This window comes from Streptomyces sp. NPDC051636 (genome assembly GCF_044453765.1).
GTDB lineage: Bacteria > Actinomycetota > Actinomycetes > Streptomycetales > Streptomycetaceae > Streptomyces.
Genome location: NZ_JBITDA010000029.1, coordinates 26,639 through 46,947 on the forward strand (window position 1 = coordinate 26,639; position 20,309 = coordinate 46,947).

21 protein-coding genes and 1 pseudogene are annotated in these 20,309 nt (G+C 69.4%); 17 read left to right on the forward strand and 5 right to left on the reverse strand.

The window, feature by feature from the left end:
- The first annotated feature begins 53 nt into the window (after positions 1-53).
- The 14 genes from ACIBBH_RS35040 (at position 54) to ACIBBH_RS35105 (ending at position 13,408) form a co-directional block, all read left to right on the forward strand.
- Entirely contained in the window at positions 54-701 is a 648-nt protein-coding gene (locus ACIBBH_RS35040) for an L-threonylcarbamoyladenylate synthase (protein WP_399411742.1), read from the forward strand.
- Positions 698-1,375 carry a protein-tyrosine-phosphatase gene (locus ACIBBH_RS35045; RefSeq protein WP_399411744.1) on the forward strand — a complete coding sequence of 226 codons (678 nt, stop codon included), beginning with the start codon at positions 698-700 and terminating at the stop codon, positions 1,373-1,375. The genes ACIBBH_RS35040 and ACIBBH_RS35045 overlap by 4 nt, the downstream gene beginning before the upstream one ends.
- A 139-nt stretch (positions 1,376-1,514) precedes the next feature.
- Positions 1,515-2,771, forward strand: a complete 1,257-nt coding sequence (gene glyA, locus ACIBBH_RS35050) for a serine hydroxymethyltransferase (RefSeq protein ID WP_399411745.1) — start codon at positions 1,515-1,517, stop codon at positions 2,769-2,771.
- A 134-nt stretch (positions 2,772-2,905) separates the two neighbouring features.
- A complete protein-coding gene (locus ACIBBH_RS35055; protein WP_399411747.1) occupies positions 2,906-4,213 on the forward strand; it encodes an MraY family glycosyltransferase in 1,308 nt (435 codons plus the stop codon).
- Between the two features lie 791 nt (positions 4,214-5,004).
- Positions 5,005-5,451, forward strand: a complete 447-nt coding sequence (locus ACIBBH_RS35060; RefSeq protein WP_399411749.1) for a hypothetical protein — start codon at positions 5,005-5,007, stop codon at positions 5,449-5,451.
- 210 nt (positions 5,452-5,661) lie between these two features.
- Positions 5,662-6,507 (forward strand): F0F1 ATP synthase subunit A, encoded by an 846-nt coding sequence (gene atpB / locus ACIBBH_RS35065; RefSeq protein WP_399411751.1) that lies wholly within the window; start codon positions 5,662-5,664, stop codon positions 6,505-6,507.
- A gap of 74 nt (positions 6,508-6,581) precedes the next feature.
- Entirely contained in the window at positions 6,582-6,806 is a 225-nt protein-coding gene (atpE, locus tag ACIBBH_RS35070; RefSeq protein WP_030545783.1) for an ATP synthase F0 subunit C, read from the forward strand.
- A 42-nt stretch (positions 6,807-6,848) separates the two neighbouring features.
- The gene (locus ACIBBH_RS35075; RefSeq protein ID WP_399411753.1) at positions 6,849-7,400 is read left to right on the forward strand and encodes a F0F1 ATP synthase subunit B; all 552 of its coding nucleotides are present in this window, start codon (positions 6,849-6,851) and stop codon (positions 7,398-7,400) included.
- Positions 7,397-8,218, forward strand: a complete 822-nt coding sequence (locus ACIBBH_RS35080) for a F0F1 ATP synthase subunit delta (protein WP_399411755.1) — start codon at positions 7,397-7,399, stop codon at positions 8,216-8,218. The genes ACIBBH_RS35075 and ACIBBH_RS35080 overlap by 4 nt, the downstream gene beginning before the upstream one ends.
- A 143-nt stretch (positions 8,219-8,361) precedes the next feature.
- Positions 8,362-9,954, forward strand: coding sequence for a F0F1 ATP synthase subunit alpha (gene atpA, locus ACIBBH_RS35085; RefSeq protein ID WP_399411757.1), 1,593 nt, complete (start codon positions 8,362-8,364; stop codon positions 9,952-9,954).
- A gap of 20 nt (positions 9,955-9,974) precedes the next feature.
- Complete coding sequence (locus ACIBBH_RS35090) at positions 9,975-10,889, forward strand: F0F1 ATP synthase subunit gamma (RefSeq protein WP_399411759.1); 915 nt, start codon at positions 9,975-9,977, stop codon at positions 10,887-10,889.
- Positions 10,889-12,325, forward strand: coding sequence for a F0F1 ATP synthase subunit beta (gene atpD / locus ACIBBH_RS35095; protein ID WP_399411761.1), 1,437 nt, complete (start codon positions 10,889-10,891; stop codon positions 12,323-12,325). Before ACIBBH_RS35090 ends, atpD begins: the two co-directional genes overlap by 1 nt.
- Before the next feature lie 132 nt (positions 12,326-12,457).
- On the forward strand, positions 12,458-12,832 hold the full coding sequence (locus tag ACIBBH_RS35100) for a F0F1 ATP synthase subunit epsilon (protein WP_399411763.1): 375 nt from the start codon (positions 12,458-12,460) through the stop codon (positions 12,830-12,832).
- Positions 12,833-12,961: 129 nt separating this feature from the next.
- On the forward strand, positions 12,962-13,408 hold the full coding sequence (locus ACIBBH_RS35105) for a DUF2550 domain-containing protein (protein WP_399411765.1): 447 nt from the start codon (positions 12,962-12,964) through the stop codon (positions 13,406-13,408).
- Positions 13,409-13,423: 15 nt separating this feature from the next.
- Here ACIBBH_RS35105 and ACIBBH_RS35110 read toward each other — a convergent pair whose 3' ends face one another.
- The 5 genes and pseudogenes from ACIBBH_RS35110 to ACIBBH_RS35130 form a co-directional block, all read right to left on the reverse strand.
- Positions 13,424-15,250 (reverse strand): glycosyl hydrolase family 18 protein, encoded by a 1,827-nt coding sequence (locus ACIBBH_RS35110; protein ID WP_399411767.1) that lies wholly within the window; start codon positions 15,248-15,250, stop codon positions 13,424-13,426.
- Positions 15,251-15,337: 87 nt separating this feature from the next.
- Positions 15,338-15,835: pseudogene (locus tag ACIBBH_RS35115) on the reverse strand (LuxR C-terminal-related transcriptional regulator); the annotation flags it as partial.
- A gap of 43 nt (positions 15,836-15,878) precedes the next feature.
- Positions 15,879-16,451 (reverse strand): cob(I)yrinic acid a,c-diamide adenosyltransferase, encoded by a 573-nt coding sequence (locus ACIBBH_RS35120; protein ID WP_399411769.1) that lies wholly within the window; start codon positions 16,449-16,451, stop codon positions 15,879-15,881.
- Positions 16,452-16,464: 13 nt separating this feature from the next.
- Complete coding sequence (locus tag ACIBBH_RS35125; protein WP_399411771.1) at positions 16,465-17,214, reverse strand: ABC transporter permease; 750 nt, start codon at positions 17,212-17,214, stop codon at positions 16,465-16,467.
- Between the two features lie 14 nt (positions 17,215-17,228).
- Positions 17,229-18,014 carry an ABC transporter ATP-binding protein gene (locus tag ACIBBH_RS35130; RefSeq protein ID WP_399411773.1) on the reverse strand — a complete coding sequence of 262 codons (786 nt, stop codon included), beginning with the start codon at positions 18,012-18,014 and terminating at the stop codon, positions 17,229-17,231.
- A gap of 90 nt (positions 18,015-18,104) precedes the next feature.
- Between ACIBBH_RS35130 and ACIBBH_RS35135 the strand changes: the two genes are divergently transcribed.
- From ACIBBH_RS35135 to ACIBBH_RS35145, 3 genes are all read left to right on the forward strand, one after another.
- Positions 18,105-18,746, forward strand: coding sequence for a TetR/AcrR family transcriptional regulator (locus tag ACIBBH_RS35135; RefSeq protein ID WP_399411775.1), 642 nt, complete (start codon positions 18,105-18,107; stop codon positions 18,744-18,746).
- A 124-nt stretch (positions 18,747-18,870) separates the two neighbouring features.
- Positions 18,871-19,719 (forward strand): 3-hydroxyacyl-CoA dehydrogenase family protein, encoded by an 849-nt coding sequence (locus ACIBBH_RS35140; RefSeq protein WP_399411777.1) that lies wholly within the window; start codon positions 18,871-18,873, stop codon positions 19,717-19,719.
- A gap of 139 nt (positions 19,720-19,858) precedes the next feature.
- The gene (locus ACIBBH_RS35145) at positions 19,859-20,182 is read left to right on the forward strand and encodes an STAS domain-containing protein (protein WP_093906575.1); all 324 of its coding nucleotides are present in this window, start codon (positions 19,859-19,861) and stop codon (positions 20,180-20,182) included.
- Positions 20,183-20,309: the final 127 nt, after the last annotated feature.

Genomic DNA, 20,309 nt, shown 5'->3' on the forward strand with positions numbered 1-20,309 from the left:
ACTTCCCATCCCCCGCAGTCCCAGCAGTACGTGTACGAGGAGGCCCGCTAGACATGGCACGGCGATACGACACCAACGACGCGACCGACCGCGCGACGGGTCTGCGCGAGGCCGCGTCCGCCGTCCGCCGGGGCGAACTCGTGGTGCTGCCGACCGACACCGTGTACGGCATCGGCGCGGACGCGTTCTCCTCCCAGGCCGTGGCCGACCTGCTCGACGCCAAGGGCCGGGGCCGCAACATGCCCACCCCTGTGCTGATCGGCTCCCCGAACACGCTCCACGGTCTCGTCACCGACTTCTCCGAGCTGGCCTGGGAACTGGTCGACGCGTTCTGGCCGGGCGCCCTCACGCTCGTCGCCAAGCACCAGCCGTCCCTCCAGTGGGACCTGGGGGACACCCGTGGCACCGTCGCCGTCCGTATGCCGCTGCACCCGGTCGCCATCGAGCTGCTGACGGATGTCGGCCCGATGGCCGTCTCCTCCGCCAACCTCACCGGGCACCCGGCGCCCGAGAACTGCGACGCCGCGCAGGAGATGCTCGGCGACTCCGTCTCCGTCTACCTCGACGGCGGCCCGACCCCCGGCAACGTGCCGTCGTCCATCGTCGACGTCACCGGTGAGGTGCCGGTGCTGCTGCGCGAGGGCGCGCTCTCGCCGGACGAGCTGCGGAAGGTCGTACCCGACCTCGAGGTGGCGAATTGACGGCCCCTGACACGGGGCGTGGCATAGGCGGCGGGGAACGTGCCGCGGAACAGACGACGACGTTCGGGTTCCCGCGCGACACCTTCCGCATCCTCCACGTCAGTACCGGCAACGTGTGCCGCTCGCCGATCACCGAGCGGCTGACCCGCCATTTCGTCGCGGAGCGGCTCGGCGTCCTGGGCGGTGGGCTGATCGTGGAGAGCGCGGGCACCTGGGGCCACGAGGGCGCGCCCATGGAGGCCAACGCGGAGGCGGTCCTGGCCGACTTCGGCGCGGACGCCTCCGGCTTCGTGGGGCGGGAGTTGCTGGACGAGCACGTGATCATGGCGGACCTGGTGCTGACCGCTACGCGGGACCACCGGGCGCAGGTGATCTCCATGGGGCATTCGGCGGGGCTGCGGACGTTCACGCTGAAGGAGTTCACCCGGCTGGTACGGGCGATAGACCCGGCGACGCTGCCTCCGCTGGAGGACGGGCTGGTGGCGCGTGCGCGGGCGCTGGTGCGGGCGGCGGCGGCGCTGCGGGGCTGGCTGCTGGCGCCCACGGCGGAGGCGGACGAGGTGTACGACCCGTACGGGGCGCCCTTGCCGTTTTTCCGCTCCGTGGGGGACGAGATACACGAGGCGCTGGATCCGGTGGTGACGGCGTTGACCGGGGTCCCGGCCCGGACGTAGCGCTGCCCGGCCCGCCGGGACGGCGCCCGGCGGCGGCCGACTGACGGTCGGCTGACCCCTCCGGACCTCGATACCGCGCGCCCCATCCGCCCCCGGCCTACATTGGACTCACGTCCCCGTCGACCGCCCGGAGCGCGCCATGTCGGTCACCCATGCTCTCGAAGCCGATGTCCTGCGGCGGCAGGATCCGGAGCTGGCGGGGATTCTGCTGGGGGAGCTGGAGCGGCAGTCGACGACGCTGCAGTTGATCGCGGCGGAGAACTTCACGTCTCCGGCGGTGCTGGCCGCGCTCGGATCGCCGCTGGCCAACAAGTACGCGGAAGGGTATCCGGGCGCCCGGCACCACGGCGGCTGCGAGATCGTCGACGTCGCGGAGCGCCTCGCGGTCGAGAGGGCCAGGCAGCTGTTCGGGGCCGCGCACGCGAACGTGCAGTCGCATTCGGGGTCGTCGGCCGTGCTCGCCGCCTATGCCGCCCTGCTGCGGCCCGGTGACACCGTCCTCGCCCTCGGGCTGCCCCACGGCGGCCATCTCACCCACGGCTCGCCCGCCAACTTCTCCGGCCGCTGGTTCGACTTCGTCGGGTACGGAGTCGATGCCGAGACCGGGCTCATCGATCACGACCAGGTGCGCACCCTCGCCCGCAGCCATCGGCCCAAGGCGATCGTGTGCGGGTCCATCGCCTACCCGCGCCACATCGACTACGCCTTCTTCCGCGAGGTCGCCGACGAGGTCGGGGCGTATCTCATCGCCGACGCCGCGCACCCCATCGGACTCGTCGCCGGGAAAGCCGCGCCCAGCCCGGTGCCGTACGCCGACATCGTGTGCGCCACCACCCACAAGGTGCTGCGCGGTCCGCGCGGCGGGATGATCCTGTGCGGCGCCGAGTTGGCCGAGCGCGTCGACCGGGCCGTGTTCCCGTTCACGCAGGGCGGGGCGCAGATGCACACCATCGCCGCGAAGGCCGTCGCGTTCGGCGAGGCGGCGACACCGGCGTTCAGCGCGTACGCCCATCAGGTGGTCGCCAATGCGCGGGTTCTCGCCGGTCACCTGGCCGCCGAGGGGTTCGTGGTCACCACCGGCGGCACGGACACCCACCTGATCACCGCCGACCCGGCCCCGCTCGGCGTCGACGGGCGCACCGCGCGCGGCCGGCTCGCCGCGGCCGGGATGGTCCTGGACTGCTGCGCTCTGCCGCACGGCGACGCCCGCGGCCTGCGCCTGGGTACGGCCGCGGTGACCACGCAGGGCATGGGGGAGCCGGAGATGGTCCGGATCGCCGCGCTGCTGGCCGGTGTCCTGCGGGGCGAGACGGAGCCGGCCGGGGCGCGGGAGGAGGCGCGCGAGCTGGCCGGCGGATTTCCGCCGTATCCGGTCTTGAACCCGGGTAGGCGGTAGGTCCGTACACTCCGCTGTGGAACGTGGCGCACAGCCACCCGTGCAACCATCGTCACTGCCCGGATGTCCTCATCCATATGCGTCCGTCGCTAGGGTGTGGGCTGTGACGGCCAGCGAGACCTGTGGGGAAGCCCGTGCGTGAATACCTGCTGACGCTCTGCATCACGGCCGCGGTGACGTATCTGCTGACAGCGCCGGTACGGAAGTTCGCGATCGTGGCGGGAGCCATGCCGGAGATCCGGGCCCGCGATGTGCACCGGGAGCCCACTCCGCGCCTCGGCGGGATCGCGATGTTCTTCGGCCTGTGCGCGGGCCTGCTGGTCGCGGACCATCTCACCAACCTCAACGAGGTCTTCGCCAAGTCGAACGAGCCGCGGGCGCTGCTCTCCGGGGCGGCGCTGATCTGGCTGATCGGTGTCCTGGACGACAAGTTCGAGATCGACGCCCTGATCAAGCTGGGCGGGCAGATGATCGCCGCCGGTGTGATGGTCATGCAGGGGCTGACGATCCTGTGGCTGCCCATCCCGGGCGTCGGCAACGTGGCGCTCACCCAGTGGCAGGGCACGCTGCTGACGGTGGCGCTCGTCGTCATCACCATCAACGCGGTCAACTTCGTCGACGGCCTCGACGGTCTCGCCTCCGGCATGGTGTGCATCGCGGCGGCCGCGTTCTTCCTGTACGCCTACCGCATCTGGTACTCGTACGGCATCGAGGCCGCCGCCCCGGCCACGCTGTTCTCGGCGATCCTGATGGGCATGTGCCTGGGCTTCCTGCCGCACAACATGCACCCCGCGCGGATCTTCATGGGCGACTCCGGCTCGATGCTGATCGGGCTGGTGCTGGCCGCGGGCGCGATCTCCATCACCGGGCAGGTCGACCCGGACGCGCTGGCCCTGTTCACCGGCTCGGAGAAGGCGGCCGTGCACCAGACGGTGCCCGTCTACATCCCGCTGCTGCTGCCGCTGACGATCATCGCCGTGCCGGCCGCCGACCTGGTGCTGGCGATCGTGCGCCGCACCTGGCGCGGCCAGTCGCCGTTCGCCGCCGACCGCGGGCACCTGCACCACCGGCTCCTGGAGATCGGCCACTCGCACAGCAGGGCCGTGCTGATCATGTACTTCTGGTCGGCGCTCATCGGGTTCGGCGCGCTGGCCTACTCCGTGAACTCCGCGTCGATGTGGATCGTGCTCGGGGTGGTGTTCCTCAGCGCGATCGGCCTGGTGCTGCTCCTGCTGCCGCGGTTCACCCCGCGCACCCCGCGCTGGGCCGAGCACTTCGTGCCGCCGCGGTACCGGCGCCGGCCGGTGGAGCAGGTGCCCGGCATCGGGGGGTCGGCGGGCGGCGGGGTGCGCGAGTGCCACGGGGCCACGGCGCTCCGGGACCAGGAACTCGTGCCGGACCGGGGGCGCGCGGCCGACGGGCAGTGGTCCGGGCCGCGGTGACCCGGCAAGCGTTTCGTCTGGATCAGGCCGACCCGGCCTGATCCAGAGGAACCCCGGGACCTTTCCGGTCACAGCACCAGGGTCTGTCCGGCGGATCATGGCGCAGGGAACGGACGGTGCCCGATCAGTGCTGGTGGACGTGCCAAGCCCCGCGTCTGCGGCATGATCCGCCGGACAGCCCTAGCTCGGCTGTTCGGGGAGCCAGCCGATCTGGACCGCCATGGCGCCGGCCTGGAGCGGCTTCGGGCGCCCAGTCAGCGCCCTGCGCACCGCAGGCGTGTCGCTGGCCGCGGTGCACGCCCTGGGGATCCCGCGGCCGCGCTGGACGGCATGGCCATCTCCTGGCGGGTCGCTGTAGGAAGCACTCAAGCTGACCGCTCACGAACCGTCACCGCGGGAGTCCATACAGTAGCGGTCGGTGACGAGCGGATTCGGGCTGACCGGAGGCCGGGGAGCGGGGTGCACCGCTCCCCGGCCTCCGGTCGTGCGTGGTCGGCAAGGTAAGAATCTGACTAGAGCATTGCCAAGTCGTGGGGGAACAAAGCGCTGTAATACCCGACAAGTGGGCTCGGTTCCTGCACAGACGCGCACTGTCACTCTCATGTGTGACACCGAGCACACCCGGCAGGTAAAGACCTCATCAAATAGTTTGTGATACCGTTCACGAGAACCCCGGAGAGAACCAAAGGGCCGTAGTGCGACGGTCCACTGGTGTGAGGTCTCGATCACTCAGCCCGGGACTACGCTCGTCCATGACGACACCTGCCCCCTGTGAAAGCGGAGTTGCCGCCATGCCGTCCAATGACGCCCGGATCCTGGCCCAGGCCGCCGTACCCACGGCTGCCGTCGGCGCGCTTGCCGCCGTTGTCAGCGGCGTGGTCGCGGGTGGCAAGGGGGCGATCGGGGCGGCCGTCGCGACGGTGGTGGTGATCCTCTTCATGGGGATCGGGCTCTATGTGCTGCAGCGCACTGCCAGATCGCTTCCGCATCTTTTCCAGGCCATGGGCCTCATGCTCTACGCGGCGCAGTTGCTGTTGCTGTTCATCTTCGTCGCCGCGTTCAAGCACACGACGCTGTTCAACCCAAAGGCTTTCGCACTCACGCTCGTCGCCGGCACCCTGACCTGGATCGCCGCGCAGACGCGTGCCCATATGAACGCCAAAATCCTCTACGTCGAGCCCGACTCGAGCGCCTCCTCGAACGGCGACAAGCCCGAGAAGTCAGGGCATTCGTCGTGAGAGGTAGGCCCGGGATAAAGGCGTACGAGAGATCCTGCTATCGTCCGGTGCCAACTGCGGCATCGCGGGCGCGGGCATCCGAGCTGACGCCTGCTCAATCGCGAGGCGAGATGCCCCCCAGCCGCCCCCACATCCGTAACACCAGTCCCGTGCCGAACCGCGGCCCCGCGCCGCGCCGACACAACGAGGTTGCCGTACCTATGCGCCACGATGAAGGAGCCCGCGGTGAGTGCTGACCCGACGCAGACGCTCGCTTTCGACGCGAGCTGCCACCTGTTCAACGGGTGCGGCTTCGACAACGTCTCCCCGGGCCTGCACTCGTTCCTGTTCGAGCCGCTCCTGGGCGACGCGGACGGAAACGGCTTTTACTTCAACAAGCCGATGCTGCTGGCCCTGCTCGGTTCCATCATCGTGGTGGGCTTCTTCTGGAGCGCGTTCCGCAAGCCGAGCGTCGTCCCGGGCAAGCTCCAGATGGTCGCCGAGACGGGCTACGACTTCGTCCGCCGCGGCATCGTCTACGAGACGATCGGCAAGAAGGAGGGCGAGAAGTACGTTCCGCTCGTCGTCTCGCTGTTCTTCTTCGTCTGGATGATGAACCTCTGGTCGATCATCCCGGTCGCCCAGTTCCCGGTCACGTCGATCATCGCCTATCCGATGGTCCTGGCCGCGATCGTCTACATCCTGTGGGTCTCGCTCACCTTCAAGCGGCACGGTTTCGTCGGTGCCTTCAAGAACTTCACCGGCTATGACAAGTCGCTCGGCGCGGTGCTGCCGCTGGCCATGACCATCGAGTTCTTCTCGAACCTGCTGGTCCGCCCGTTCACGCACGCCGTACGACTCTTCGCGAACATGTTCGCCGGTCACACGCTCCTGGTGCTCTTCACGGTCGCGAGCTGGTACATGCTGAACGGCATCGGCATCGCCTACTCGGGCGTCTCGTTTCTCATGACGATCGTCATGACAGCCTTCGAGCTCTTCATCCAGGCCGTCCAGGCGTACGTCTTTGTCCTGCTGACCTGCTCCTACATCCAGGGCGCGCTCGCCGAGCACCACTGAGCACCCCCGCTTCGCATCCCATGGTCGTCCGGTGGCCAACCCCCACCGGTCCGTAAAGAGAAGGAAGAACTGGCATGTCCCAGACCCTTGCTGCCGTCGAAGGTTCCCTCAGCTCCGTCGGTTACGGCCTGGCCGCCATTGGCCCCGGCGTCGGCGTCGGCATCATCTTCGGTAACGGCACCCAGGCCCTGGCGCGTCAGCCCGAGGCGGCCGGCCTCATCCGTGCCAACCAGATCCTCGGCTTCGCGTTCTGTGAGGCGCTGGCCCTCATCGGCCTCGTCATGCCGTTCGTCTACTAAGACGAACCGCGACGACAGCCCCATTCGACGAAAGGCACTGATGTGAACCTCGCACTGGTTCAGCTGGCGGCCGAGGCGGAGAAGGAGAACCCCCTCATCCCGCCGTGGCCGGAGCTCGTCATCGGCCTGATCGCCTTCGTCATCGTCTTCGGCTTCCTCGCCAAGAAGCTCCTCCCGAACATCAACAAGGTTCTGGAAGAGCGCCGCGAGGCGATCGAGGGCGGTATCGAGAAGGCCGAGGCCGCGCAGACCGAGGCCCAGAGCGTCCTCGAGCAGTACAAGGCCCAGCTCGCCGAGGCCCGCCACGAGGCCGCGCGGCTGCGCCAGGAGGCGCAGGAGCAGGGTGCCGCGCTCATCGCCGAGATGCGCGCCGAGGGCCAGCGGCAGCGCGAGGAGATCGTCGCCGCCGGCCACGCCCAGATCGAGGCCGACCGCAAGGCCGCCGCGTCCGCGCTCCGTCAGGACGTCGGCAAGCTCGCCACCGAACTGGCCGGCAAGCTCGTCGGCGAGTCCCTCGAGGACCACGCCCGCCAGAGCCGTGTGATCGACCGCTTCCTCGACGAGCTCGAGGAGAAGGCAGAGGCGGCTCGATGACAGCCCACGGAGCGAGCCGCGGGGCACTCGCCGCCGCCCGGGAGCGTCTCGACGCGCTGACGGACGCCACGTCCGTGGACGTGACGCGGCTGGCCGACGAGCTGGCTGCCGTGACCGCGCTGCTCGACCGCGAGGTCGGCCTGCGTCGGGTCCTGACCGACCCGGCGCAGACCGGCGAGGCCAAGGCCACGCTGGTGCAGCGCCTGATCGGCGGCCAGGTCAGCGGTACCACCGCCGACCTGGTGTCCGGCCTGGTGCACTCCCGCTGGTCGCGGTCCCGCGACCTGGTGGACGCGCTGGAGGAGCTGGCGGACGTCGCCGACCTCACCGCCGCTCAGCAGGCGGGGACGCTCGACGACGTCGAGGACGAGCTGTTCCGGTTCGGCCGGATCGTCACCTCCAGCACCGAGCTGCGCGCCGCGCTGACCGACCGCAAGGCCACCGCCTCGGCCAAGATCGAGCTGCTGCACCGGCTGCTCGGCGGCCGGGCCAGGGTGAGCACCGAGCGTCTGGTCACGCGCCTTGTGACCGCGCCGCGGGGACGTAGCCTGGAAGCGGGACTCGAGTCCCTGACCAAGCTCGCCGCCGAACGCCGGGACCGTGCGGTCGCCGTCGTCACCTCGGCGGTGCCGCTGAGCGACACGCAGAAGCAGCGCCTGGGCGCCGCCCTCGCGAAGCTCTACGGCCGCCAGATGCACCTCAACCTCGACGTCGACCCCGAGGTCGTCGGCGGGCTCCGGGTGCAGGTCGGTGACGAGGTCATCAACGGCTCCCTCGTGGACCGGCTCGAGGACGCCGCTCGTCGCATGGCCGGCTAGTGGCAACGCGGTAATTCGAGAAAAGCAGTACGTACTTACGACGGCCCTGGTTGGGCCGTGCAGAGGATTCACCTCTTATTGGGGGGAGTCCCCCAACCCCCCAAGTGAAACTTCGGGCCCAACAAGGAGAGCAGGGAACCCAGATGGCGGAGCTCACGATCCGGCCGGAGGAGATCCGGGACGCGCTGGAGAACTTCGTCCAGTCGTACCAGCCGGACGCGGCCTCGCGCGAGGAGGTCGGGACGGTCACCTTTGCCGGCGACGGCATCGCCAAGGTGGAGGGTCTTCCCTCGACCATGGCCAACGAGCTGCTGAAGTTCGAGGACGGCACCCTCGGCCTCGCCCTCAACCTCGAGGAGCGCGAGATCGGTGCCATCGTCCTCGGCGAGTTCAGCGGTATCGAGGAGGGGCAGCCGGTCAGTCGTACCGGCGAGGTCCTCTCCGTCGCGGTCGGTGAGGGTTACCTCGGCCGCGTCGTCGACCCGCTCGGCAACCCGATCGACGGCCTCGGCGAGATCGAGACGTCCGGCCGCCGCGCCCTCGAGCTGCAGGCCCCGGGCGTCATGGTCCGTAAGTCGGTGCACGAGCCGATGGAGACCGGCTACAAGGCCGTCGACGCGATGACCCCGATCGGCCGTGGTCAGCGTCAGCTGATCATCGGTGACCGCCAGACCGGCAAGACCGCTCTGGCCATCGACACGATCATCAACCAGCGCGACAACTGGCGCTCGGGCGACCCGAAGAAGCAGGTCCGCTGCATCTACGTCGCCATCGGCCAGAAGGGCTCCACCATCGCCGGCGTGCGCCGCGCGCTGGAGGAGAACAACGCCCTGGAGTACACGACCATCGTCGCCGCCCCGGCGTCCGACCCGGCCGGCTTCAAGTACCTGGCGCCGTACACCGGTTCGGCCATCGGCCAGCAGTGGATGTACGAGGGCAAGCACGTCCTCATCATCTTCGACGACCTGTCCAAGCAGGCCGACGCCTACCGCGCCGTGTCGCTGCTGCTGCGCCGCCCGCCGGGCCGTGAGGCCTACCCGGGTGACGTCTTCTACCTGCACTCCCGTCTGCTGGAGCGCTGCGCCAAGCTCTCCGACGACATGGGTGCCGGCTCGATGACCGGTCTGCCGATCGTCGAGACCAAGGCCAACGACGTCTCGGCGTTCATCCCGACCAACGTCATCTCCATCACCGACGGCCAGTGCTTCCTGGAGTCCGACCTGTTCAACGCCGGCCAGCGTCCGGCCCTGAACGTCGGTATCTCGGTCTCCCGCGTCGGTGGCTCCGCCCAGCACAAGGCCATGCGCCAGGTGTCGGGTCGTCTCCGCGTCGACCTCGCCCAGTTCCGCGAGCTGGAGGCGTTCGCCGCCTTCGGTTCCGACCTGGACGCCGCGTCGAAGGCGCAGCTGGAGCGCGGTCAGCGCATGGTCGAGCTGCTGAAGCAGCCCCAGTACGAGCCGATGGCCACCGAGGACCAGGTCGTCTCCGTCTGGGCCGGCACCACCGGCAAGATGGACGACGTCCCCGTCGCCGACATCCGCCGCTTCGAGCGCGAGCTGCTCGAGTACCTGCACCGCAAGGAGCAGGGCCTCATGACCTCCATCAAGGAGGGCGGCAAGATGTCCGACGACACGCTGACGGCCATCGCCGACGCGATCGCGGACTTCAAGAAGCAGTTCGAGACGTCGGACGGCAAGCTGCTCGGCGAGGACGCCACGGCCACCTCCGGCAAGTGACGACGGAAGGGACCTGACTCATGGGAGCCCAGCTCCGGGTCTACAAGCGTCGCATCCGATCCGTCTCCGCGACCAAGAAGATCACGAAGGCGATGGAGATGATCGCCGCCTCGCGCGTCGTCAAGGCGCAGCGCAAGGTGTCGGCCTCCACGCCCTACGCGACCGAGCTCACCCGAGCGGTCACGGCGGTCGGCACCGGTTCGAACACCAAGCACCCGCTCACCACGGAGGCGGAGCATCCGACCCGTGCCGCGGTCCTGCTCCTCACGAGCGACCGCGGTCTGGCCGGCGCCTTCAACTCCAACGCCATCAAGGCGGCGGAGCAGCTGACCGAGCGCCTGGAGCGCGAGGGCAAGCAGGTCGACACGTACATCGTCGGCCGGCGCGGTGTCGCCCACTACAACTTCCGCGAGCGCAAGATCGCGGAGTCGTGGACCGGCTTCACCGACGAGCCCACGTACGCGGACGCCAAGAAGGTCGCGGCCCCGCTGATCGAGGCGATCGAGAAGGAGACGGCGGACGGCGGCGTGGACGAACTCCACATCGTCTTCACCGAGTTCGTCTCGATGATGACGCAGACGGCGCTCGACGCCCGCCTGCTGCCGCTGCGCCTCGAAGAGGTGGCGGAGGAGAAGCCGCAGGGCGAGATCCTCCCGCTGTACGACTTCGAGCCGTCGGCGGAGGACGTCCTCGACGCCCTGCTGCCGCGGTACGTCGAGAGTCGTATCTACAACGCGCTGCTCCAGTCGGCCGCCTCCAAGCACGCCGCCACGCGGCGCGCGATGAAGTCGGCGACGGACAACGCCGGTGAGCTCATCGAGACGCTCACCCGGCTTGCCAACCAGGCCCGCCAGGCCGAAATCACCCAGGAAATCAGCGAGATCGTCGGTGGCGCGAGCGCCCTGGCCGACGCGACCGCGGGGAGTGACCGCTAATGACCACCACTGTTGAGACCGCGACGGCTACGGGCCGCGTCGCCCGGGTCATCGGCCCGGTCGTCGACGTGGAGTTCCCCGTCGACGCGATGCCGGAGATCTACAACGCCCTGCACGTCGAGGTCGCCGACCCGGCGAACGCGGGCGAGAAGAAGACGCTGACCCTGGAGGTCGCCCAGCACCTGGGTGACGGCCTGGTCCGCGCCATCTCGATGCAGCCCACCGACGGTCTGGTCCGCCAGGCCCCGGTGACCGACACCGGCGCGGGCATCAGCGTCCCGGTCGGCGACTTCACCAAGGGCAAGGTGTTCAACACCCTCGGTGAGGTGCTGAACGCCGACGAGTCCTACGACGGCGAGCGCTGGTCCATCCACCGCAAGGCCCCGGCGTTCGACCAGCTCGAGTCGAAGACCGAGATGTTCGAGACGGGCCTGAAGGTCGTCGACCTGCTGACCCCGTACGTCAAGGGCGGCAAGATCGGTCTGTTCGGTGGTGCCGGTGTCGGCAAGACCGTGCTGATCCAGGAAATGATCATGCGTGTCGCCAACCTCCACGAGGGCGTCTCCGTCTTCGCGGGTGTCGGCGAGCGCACCCGTGAGGGCAACGACCTCATCCAGGAGATGGAGGAGTCCGGCGTCCTCGACAAGACCGCGCTGGTCTTCGGTCAGATGGACGAGCCCCCGGGCACCCGTCTGCGCGTCGCCCTGGCCGGTCTGACCATGGCGGAGTACTTCCGCGATGTGCAGAAGCAGGACGTGCTGTTCTTCATCGACAACATCTTCCGCTTCACCCAGGCCGGTTCCGAGGTCTCCACGCTGCTCGGCCGCATGCCCTCCGCGGTGGGTTACCAGCCGAACCTGGCGGACGAGATGGGTCAGCTCCAGGAGCGCATCACCTCGACCCGCGGTCACTCGATCACCTCGATGCAGGCGATCTACGTCCCCGCGGACGACCTGACCGACCCGGCCCCGGCCACCACCTTCGCCCACCTCGACGCGACGACGGTTCTCTCCCGTCCGATCTCGGAGAAGGGCATCTACCCGGCCGTGGACCCGCTGGACTCCACGTCCCGGATCCTGGACCCGCGCTACATCGCGCAGGACCACTACAACGCGGCCATGCGCGTGAAGACGATCCTGCAGAAGTACAAGGACCTGCAGGACATCATCGCGATCCTCGGTATCGACGAGCTCGGCGAGGAGGACAAGCTCGTCGTCCACCGTGCCCGTCGCGTGGAGCGCTTCCTGTCCCAGAACACCCACGCCGCCAAGCAGTTCACCGGCGTGGACGGCTCGGACGTGCCGCTGGACGAGTCGATCGCCGCGTTCAACGCGATCTGCGACGGTGAGTACGACCACTTCCCCGAGCAGGCGTTCTTCATGTGCGGTGGTCTCGAGGACCTGAAGAAGAACGCGAAGGAGCTGGGTGTCTCCTGACCCCCGCGCTCGCCCGTGAGAGGGGCGGGGGCGCACCCCCCTGCGGGGTGTGTCCTGCCCCTCTCGCCACGCCTACTAGAATTGACCCCAACACCCGGCACTACCGCCGGGTGGTGACCCGAGGAGCCACCCTTGGCTGCTGAGCTGCACGTCGAGCTGGTCGCCGCCGACCGCCAGGTCTGGTCCGGCGAGGCCACCCTGGTCGTCGCGCGCACCACGTCCGGCGACATCGGCGTCATGCCCGGTCACCAGCCGCTGCTCGGTGTGCTGGAGTCGGGCCCGGTGACCATCCGTACGAGTGATGGTGGAACGGTCGTCGCCGCGGTGCACGGCGGTTTCATCTCGTTCGCGGACGACAAGCTGTCGCTGCTGGCCGAGATCGCCGAGCTGTCGGACGAGATCGATGTCCAGCGCGCGGAGCGGGAGCTCGAGCGCGCGAAGGCGGAGGGCGACGCCACCGCCGAGCGCCGCGCGGACGTCCGCCTGCGTGCGGCGGCGGCGCGCTGAACCTGCGCGCCGTGTGATGACGTCACTCAGCCGCGGCCGGCACCGGAGCAATCCGGTGCCGGCCGCGGCTGAGGCGAATCAGGGTGTTTTTTCCGTTCCGTTACCTAGGAGACGAGGAGGTCGGTGCCGATGGTCCTCGCTCTGACTGTGTGCGGGATCGTGGTCGCGCTCGTGGTGGTGGGACTGTTCCTGTTCGGTCTGCGCCGCAGGCTGATCCAGCGCTCGGGCGGCACCTTCGACTGCTCCCTGCGCTGGGACGTGCCCGAGAAACCCGACACGGGCGGCAAGGGCTGGAGCTACGGCGTCGCCCGCTACAACGGCGACCGCATCGAGTGGTACCGCGTCTTCTCCTACGCCCCCCGCCCGCGCCGCATCCTGGAGCGGGCGCAGATCGAGGTGGCCGGCCGCCGTCTTCCCGAGGGCGAGGAGGAGCTGGCGCTGCTCTCCGACGCCGTCGTCCTCGCCTGTACGCACCGGGGCACGCGCCTCGAACTCGCCATGAGCGAAGACGCGCTGACCGGTTTCCTCGCGTGGCTGGAGGCAGCCCCGCCCGGTCAGCGCGTCAACGTCGCCTAGCGGCTGACAACGCTCTTACGACAGCCCGCTGTTGACGGCGCTCACCAGCTCACCGCCCGCGGTGTCACCGCTGAACTCCCAGAAGAACGCGCCGCCCAGACCCTGGGCCTTGGCCCACGCCATCTTCGTACCGATGGTGGCCGGGGTGTCGTAGGACCACCAGTTGCCGCCGCAGTGCGCGTACGCCGTGCCCGCGATCGTGCCGGTGGCCGGGCAGGACGTCTTGAGCACCTTGTAGTCCTCGATGCCCTGCTCGTACGTGCCCGCCGCCGGGCCCGTGGCCGTGCCGCCCGGGGCGTCCTGGGTGACGCCGGTCCAGCCGCGGCCGTAGAAGCCGATGCCGATGAGCAGCTTGCCGGCGGGTACGCCCTTGGCCTTGTACTTGGCGATCGCGTCGGCCGTGGTGAAGCCGGCCTTCGGGATGCCGGTGTACGAGGTGAGCGGGGAGTGCGGGGCGGTGGGGCCCTGCGCGTCCCAGGCGCCGAAGAAGTCGTACGTCATCACGTTGTACCAGTCGGCGTAAGCCGCGGCGCCCGCGTAATCGGCCGCGTCGATCTTGCCGCCGGAGGAGCCGTCGGCCGTCACGGCCGCGGTGACCAGGTTGTTCGAACCGAACTTGGCGCGCAGCGCGGCCAGCACGTTCTTGAAGGCGGCGGCACCGCTGGTGTCACAGCTCAGCCCGCAGGCGTTCGGGTACTCCCAGTCGATGTCGATGCCGTCGAAGACATCGGCCCAGCGCGGGTCCTCGACCAGGTCGTAGCAGGACTGCGCGAAGGCGGCCGGGTTCTTGGCGGCGTCGGCGAAGCCGCCGGACCAGGTCCAGCCGCCGAAGGACCACAGCACCTTGATGTTCGGGTACTTGGCCTTCAGCTCGCGCAGCTGGTTGAAGTTGCCGCGCAGCGGCTGGTCCCAGGTGTCGGCGACGCCGCTGACGGACTGGTCGGCGGTGAACGCCTTGTCGTAGTCGGCGTAGGAGTCGCCGATCGCGCACCTGCCGCCGGTGACGTTGCCGAAGGCGTAGTTTATGTGCGTGATCTTCGCGGCGGAGCCGGACGTCACCAGGTTCTTGACGTTGTAGTTGCGCCCGTAGATACCCCACTCGGTGAAGTAGCCGAGCTTGACCTTGCTGCCGCCGGTGGGCGGGGGAGTGGTGCCGCCGCCGGTGGTGTGCACGGCGACCGCGCCGCTGACCGGGCCGGTCTGGTCGGCGGTGTCGCGGGCCCGGACGGTGTAGGAGTAGTCGGTGCCGGCGGTCAGGCCGGTGTCCGCGTACGAGGTCGTCGTCACGGTGGCGACCGTCTTGCCGTCCCGCAGGACGTCGTAGTTCTTGACGCCCTTGTCGTCGGTGGCCGCGCTCCAGCCGAGCTTCACCGAGGTGTCGGTGATCGCGGAGGCGGTCGGCGTGCCTGGTGCGGAGGGCGCCGCGTCGCCGGGGACCGTCGTGCCGTCACAGCTGTCGCCGTTGAGCCTGCAGTTGGACGGTGAGCCGGAGCCCGCGCCGTTGAAGCCGAAGGAGACGGAGGCGCCCGGGGCGAGGGTGCCGTTGTAGGACTTGTTCTTGGCGGTCCAGTGGGTGCCGGAGGAGGTGACGTCCGCGTCCCAGGCCGAGGTGACGGACGTGCCGGAGGGGAAGTCCCACTCGACCGTCCACGAGCTGATCGTGGCGGTGCCGGTGTTCTTGACGGTCCACTTGCCCTCGAAGCCGGTTCCCCAGTCCGAGGCCTTGGTGTAGGTGGCCGTGGCGGTCGTCGCGGCCTGGGCGGGGCTCGCGAGGCCGACCAGTCCGGCCAGCGGGAGCAACAGGGTCGCGAACCCTGCCGCGGCTCTGTGTCTGAAGCGCATGCTGCGCCTCCTCTGTCGGGGATGTCAGGGCGTGACTGAGCCTTCACGCCCACGGTGCCGCGAGAATAGGAAGGCCTGGACCACCGGTCAATAGGTCTGGACCATTCCTCTCGCGAGCTGCTGGATCCCCAACTCCTGGGCCAGGACCGCGGCTTGGACCCGGCTGCGCAGCTCCAGCTTCCCCAGCAGGCGGCTGACGTGGGTCTTCACCGTCCCCTCGGCCAACTTCAGCCGCCCGGCGATCTCGGCGTTCGACAGCCCTTCGCCGATGCACGCCAGCACCTCGCGCTCGCGGCGCGTCAACGTCCGCAGCACGGCCGGGTCGACGGACGGCTCCCGCGCCGGCCCGGCGGCGAACTCGGCGAGCAGCCGCCGTGTGGCGGCCGGAGCGACCACGCCCTCCCCGCGCGCCACCGTCCGCACCGCCTCCAGCAGATCCTTCGCCTCGGCGTTCTTGAGCAGGAATCCGGCCGCCCCGGCCCGGAGCGCACCGAGGACGTACTCGTCGTGGCCGAAGGTGGTCAGCACGAGCACGTCCGCGAGCCGCTCCGCGACCACCTCCCGGGTCGCCGGCACCCCGTCCAGTGGGGCGCCGCAGGGAGATCTACCGGCGCATGTGACGTCGGCGTCAGCGTTCGCCGCCCGGTACCCACAGCACGTCCCCGGTCTCCTTGTTCGCCGTCCGCGCCAGGATGAACAGCAGGTCCGACAGGCGGTTGAGGTAGGTCGCGGTGAGCGGGTTCATCACCTCGCCGTGCACCTCCAGGGCCGCCCACGTGGAGCGCTCGGCCCGGCGGACGACCGTGCACGCCTGGTGGAGCAGGGCCGCGCCGGGGGTGCCCCCGGGAAGGATGAAGGAGCGGAGCTTCTCCAGCCGCTCGTTGAAGCGGTCGCAGTCGGCCTCCAGGCGGTCGATGTAGAACTGCTCGACCCGAAGCGGCGGGTACTCGGGGTTCTCCGCCACCGGCGTGGACAGGTCCGCACCCACGTCGAACAGATCGTTCTGTACGCGGGTGAGGACCGTGACGATCTCCTCGTCCAGCCTGCCCAGCGCGATCGCCGTGCCGATCACCGCGTTCGCCTCGTTGGCGTCCGCGTACGCGGAGATCCGCAGGTCGGTCTTGGCGACCCGGCTCATGTCGCCGAGGGCGGTGGTGCCCTGGTCGCCGGTCCTGGTGTAGATGCGCGTCAGATTGACCATGCGACCAGCCTAGTTAGGCCCCGGACGTCCGGAAGACCCGTGTGCCCACCGTCACGGCCAGCGCGGCGAAGCCGACGGCCACCACGGCGCCGTACAGCATGTGGGCGCTCGCGTACGAGCCGACGTACGCGTCCCGCACCGCGTCCACCAGATAGCGGAACGGGACGAAGTGGGAGAGCACGTCCAGCCAGGCGGGCGCCAGGGTCATGGGCAGCATCAGGCCGGACAGCAGCATGGACGGCATGGTCGTCGCGTTGACCATCGGGCCGAACTCCTGCGGGGTGCGGACCTTCATCGCCAGCGCGTACGACAGCGACCCCAGCGAGATCGTCAGCAGCGCGACGAACGCGAAGCCGATGAGGACGCCGGGCAGTGGTGCCCGCAGGCCCATGACCACGGCCGCGAGGACGAGCAGCACGGCCTGGAAGACGAAGACCGTGGCGTCGCGCAGCACGCGGCCCAGGAGCAGCGCGAGCCGGCTGACGGGCGTGACCCGCATCCGCTCCACCACCCCCTGCCCGTCCTCGATGATGATCGTGAAGCCCGCGAAGGCGGCCCCGAACAGGCCGAGCTGGAGCAGCAGCCCCGGCACCAGCACCTGCCAGGAGCTGCCCCCCGGTCCCAGCGGAAGGTCGGTGAGCAGCGGGCCGAAGAAGAGGAGATAGAGGAGCGGCATCAGCACGCCGAAGAGCAGTGCGAAGCGGGAGCGCAGGGACTGGCGGATGTAGCGGCCGTAGATGAGCGTGGTGTCGTGGAGCAGCATCTTTTTCCGGACTCCTAGACGGCGACGGGGGCGGCGTCGGCCGGGGAGGGGCCGCGGCCGGTGATGGCGAGGAAGGTGTCCTGGAGCGAGGCGTCGAGGGAGCCGCCGTACTCGAGTTTGAGCGCGCTCGGCGTGCCCTCGGCCACGACCACGCCCCGGTCGACGATCACCAGCCGGTCGGCGAGGGCGTCCGCCTCGTCGAGGTAGTGGGTGGTCAGGAAGACGGTCGTGCCGTGCGCGTCGCGCAGGTGGCGGATCAGGGCCCATAGGTCGGCGCGGCTGCCGGGGTCGAGTCCGGTGGTCGGCTCGTCGAGGAAGAGGATCTTCGGGCGGTGCATGAGGCCCATCGCGATGTCCAGGCGCCGCCGCTGGCCGCCGGAGAGGGCGCCCGCCCTGCGGCCGAGTAGCTCGGTCAGGTCCAGGTCGCGCGCCAACTCCTCGGCGCGCTCGGCCGCCCGCTGCCTCGTCAGCCGGTAGAGGCGGCCCTGGGTGACCAGCTCCTCGCGTACGGAGACCTGCGGGTCGACCCCGCCGGACTGGGCCACGTACCCGCACGCCGCGCGCACCCCGACCGGGTCGGTCGCCAGGTCGTGGCCCGCGACCGTGGCGGCGCCGCCGGTGGGGGCCAGCAGGGTGGTGAGCATCCGGAGGGTGGTCGTCTTGCCCGCGCCGTTGGGGCCGAGGAAGCCGAGGATCTCGCCCTCACGGACGGTGAGGTCGATAGCACGTACGGCCTCGACCGGGCCGCGTTTCGTCTGGAAGGTGCGGGCCAGTCCGGCCGCGCTGATGACTGCTGTCATGGGTCCAGAAAAGCAGAGTCTCTTAAAGTTTGCAATGTCACCAAGTTTTCAGCGGTATCAATAATCGTCGCCGCCACCTACGATGACGGCATGGCAGAGGGACTCAGGGAGCGGAAGAAGCGGGAGACCAGGCAGCGCATCTCGGACATCGCCACCGGGTTGTTCCTGGAGCGCGGCTTCATGGCGGTCACCATGGCGGACGTGGCCGAGGCGGCCGACGTCTCCGTGAACACCGTCTACAACTACTTCCCCGCCAAGGAGGACCTCTTCTTCGACCGCTCCACCGGTGTGGCCGACCGGCTCGCGCGCTGGGTGCGCGGCCGGGACCCGGGGGAGTCCGCCGCACGGGCCGTCCTGCGCGAGCTGCGCGAGGAGGTCGAGGCCGTCTCGCCCCGGGTCGGCCTGATGGAGGGGTACGACCGTTTCATGCGGGTCATCCACGAGGCGCCGCCGCTGCGCTCCCGTCTGTGGAGCCTGCAACAGGAGGTCCAGGACAACCTGGAGGCTGCCCTGCGCGAGGAGACGGGCGCCGCCGACGGCGACCCGCTGCCCGGCCTGATCGCCGGTCAGATCTGCTGGGCCCACCAGACGGTCTTCGCCGCCATCGGGCGTGAGATGCTCACCGGGCGCAAACCGGCCGAAGTCTCCCGAGAGGTACTGGTCCTCATGGACGACATCGAGGACCTGTTGAGCGAAACGGTGCTCAACTACGCCGTCCGTGGCGCGGAATGACCCCTGCCGGTGTGATGTCCGTCAGATGAGACGTGACGCGCGTTACTTACCGGTCACACAGCCCCTCACGGGCGCTATGGTCCGCCGAAGAGGCAACCGTAAACAGCGCGTAAGGGGAGTCGGAGTGGCACGGAAGCTCGCCGTCATCGGGGCCGGTCTCATGGGGTCCGGCATCGCCCAGGTCTCCGCACAGGCGGGCTGGGACGTCGTCCTGCGCGACGTCACCGACGAGGCACTCAAGCGTGGCACCGACGGTATCAAGGCCTCGTACGACAAGTTCGTCGGCAAGGGCACGCTGGAGGCGCACGACGCCGACGCCGCCCTGGCCCGCATCACCGCGACCACCGACCTGGACGCCGCCGCCGACGCGGACATCGTCGTCGAGGCCGTCTTCGAGAAGCTCGAAGTCAAGCACGACATCTTCCGCGCCCTGGACAAGATCGTGCGCGACGACACCGTCCTCGCCTCCAACACCTCCGCCATCCCGATCACCAAGATCGCGGCCGTGACGGAACGCCCGGAGCGCGTCGTCGGCACCCATTTCTTCTCGCCGGTCCCGATGATGCAGCTGTGCGAGCTGGTGCGCGGCTACAAGACCAGCGACGAAACCCTCGCCACCGCGCGGGAGTTCGCCGAGTCCGTCGGCAAGACCTGCATCGTCGTCAACCGCGACGTGGCCGGCTTCGTCACCACCCGGCTCATCTCCGCCCTCGTCGTCGAGGCGACGAAGCTGTACGAGTCGGGCGTCGCCAGCGCCGAGGACATCGACATCGCCTGCAAGCTGGGCTTCGGCCACGCCATGGGCCCGCTCGCCACCGCCGACCTGACCGGCGTCGACATCCTGCTGCACGCCACCGGCAACATCTACACCGAGTCGCAGGACGAGAAGTTCGCCCCGCCGGAGCTGATGCGCCGGATGGTGGACGCCGGTGACATCGGACGCAAGAGCGGGCAGGGCTTCTACAAGTACTGAGCTCTGCCGGGGGGCATCACTCCCCGGGGTGAATTCGGTATCGGTTCGCTTACAGACGGCAACCTCTGACCGTTCCACACCGTCAGAGGTTGCATCACCAGACATCGCCGAGCACGAGACGAACGCACGGGGAGCGCATATGTACATCAGGGGCGACCACGCCGAGCTGGTCGTCGGGGGCCGCCTCGACGTCCGCAGCGCGGCGGACGCCCGTACGGTCCTGCACTCGGCCGTCGACGACGGAGTCGGCGACCTGGTGCTCGACCTGTCCGAGCTTGAGTTCTGGGACGCCACCGGTCTTGGGGTGATCATGGGCGCCCACCGGCGGGCCGGCCGCTGCGGCCGCCGCCTGGTGCTGCGCGGCGTACCGCCGCAGATGCAGCGCCTGCTGGTGGCCACCCGGCTGCACCGCATCCTGGCGATCGAGGGAGGCATCGGCGTGGAGTCGCTGCCCCGGGTATGACACCCGCGTGGGACGCCACGATCGGGTGTGAACCGGGCGACGGGGGAGACCCGGGCGGGACACGCCGAACCGCACGTCACGTGCAATCCTCACGAGACTGTGACGTCTCGGACGGCGCGGCACCCCG

Excerpts from the sequence above, each read along its gene's own strand:
- ACIBBH_RS35040 (WP_399411742.1), top strand. The coding sequence starts at position 54 with ATGGCACGGCGATACGACACCAACGACGCGACCGACCGCGCGACGGGT.
- glyA (WP_399411745.1), top strand. The coding sequence starts at position 1,515 with ATGTCGGTCACCCATGCTCTCGAAGCCGATGTCCTGCGGCGGCAGGAT.
- ACIBBH_RS35060 (WP_399411749.1), top strand. The coding sequence starts at position 5,005 with ATGCCGTCCAATGACGCCCGGATCCTGGCCCAGGCCGCCGTACCCACG.
- atpB (WP_399411751.1), top strand. The coding sequence starts at position 5,662 with ATGAAGGAGCCCGCGGTGAGTGCTGACCCGACGCAGACGCTCGCTTTC.
- atpE (WP_030545783.1), top strand. The coding sequence starts at position 6,582 with ATGTCCCAGACCCTTGCTGCCGTCGAAGGTTCCCTCAGCTCCGTCGGT.
- ACIBBH_RS35080 (WP_399411755.1), top strand. The coding sequence starts at position 7,397 with ATGACAGCCCACGGAGCGAGCCGCGGGGCACTCGCCGCCGCCCGGGAG.
- atpA (WP_399411757.1), top strand. The coding sequence starts at position 8,362 with ATGGCGGAGCTCACGATCCGGCCGGAGGAGATCCGGGACGCGCTGGAG.
- ACIBBH_RS35090 (WP_399411759.1), top strand. The coding sequence starts at position 9,975 with ATGGGAGCCCAGCTCCGGGTCTACAAGCGTCGCATCCGATCCGTCTCC.
- atpD (WP_399411761.1), top strand. The coding sequence starts at position 10,889 with ATGACCACCACTGTTGAGACCGCGACGGCTACGGGCCGCGTCGCCCGG.
- ACIBBH_RS35105 (WP_399411765.1), top strand. The coding sequence starts at position 12,962 with ATGGTCCTCGCTCTGACTGTGTGCGGGATCGTGGTCGCGCTCGTGGTG.
- ACIBBH_RS35110 (WP_399411767.1), bottom strand. The coding sequence starts at position 15,250 with ATGCGCTTCAGACACAGAGCCGCGGCAGGGTTCGCGACCCTGTTGCTC.
- ACIBBH_RS35120 (WP_399411769.1), bottom strand. The coding sequence starts at position 16,451 with ATGGTCAATCTGACGCGCATCTACACCAGGACCGGCGACCAGGGCACC.
- ACIBBH_RS35125 (WP_399411771.1), bottom strand. The coding sequence starts at position 17,214 with ATGCTGCTCCACGACACCACGCTCATCTACGGCCGCTACATCCGCCAG.
- ACIBBH_RS35130 (WP_399411773.1), bottom strand. The coding sequence starts at position 18,014 with ATGACAGCAGTCATCAGCGCGGCCGGACTGGCCCGCACCTTCCAGACG.
- ACIBBH_RS35135 (WP_399411775.1), top strand. The coding sequence starts at position 18,105 with ATGGCAGAGGGACTCAGGGAGCGGAAGAAGCGGGAGACCAGGCAGCGC.
- ACIBBH_RS35145 (WP_093906575.1), top strand. The coding sequence starts at position 19,859 with ATGTACATCAGGGGCGACCACGCCGAGCTGGTCGTCGGGGGCCGCCTC.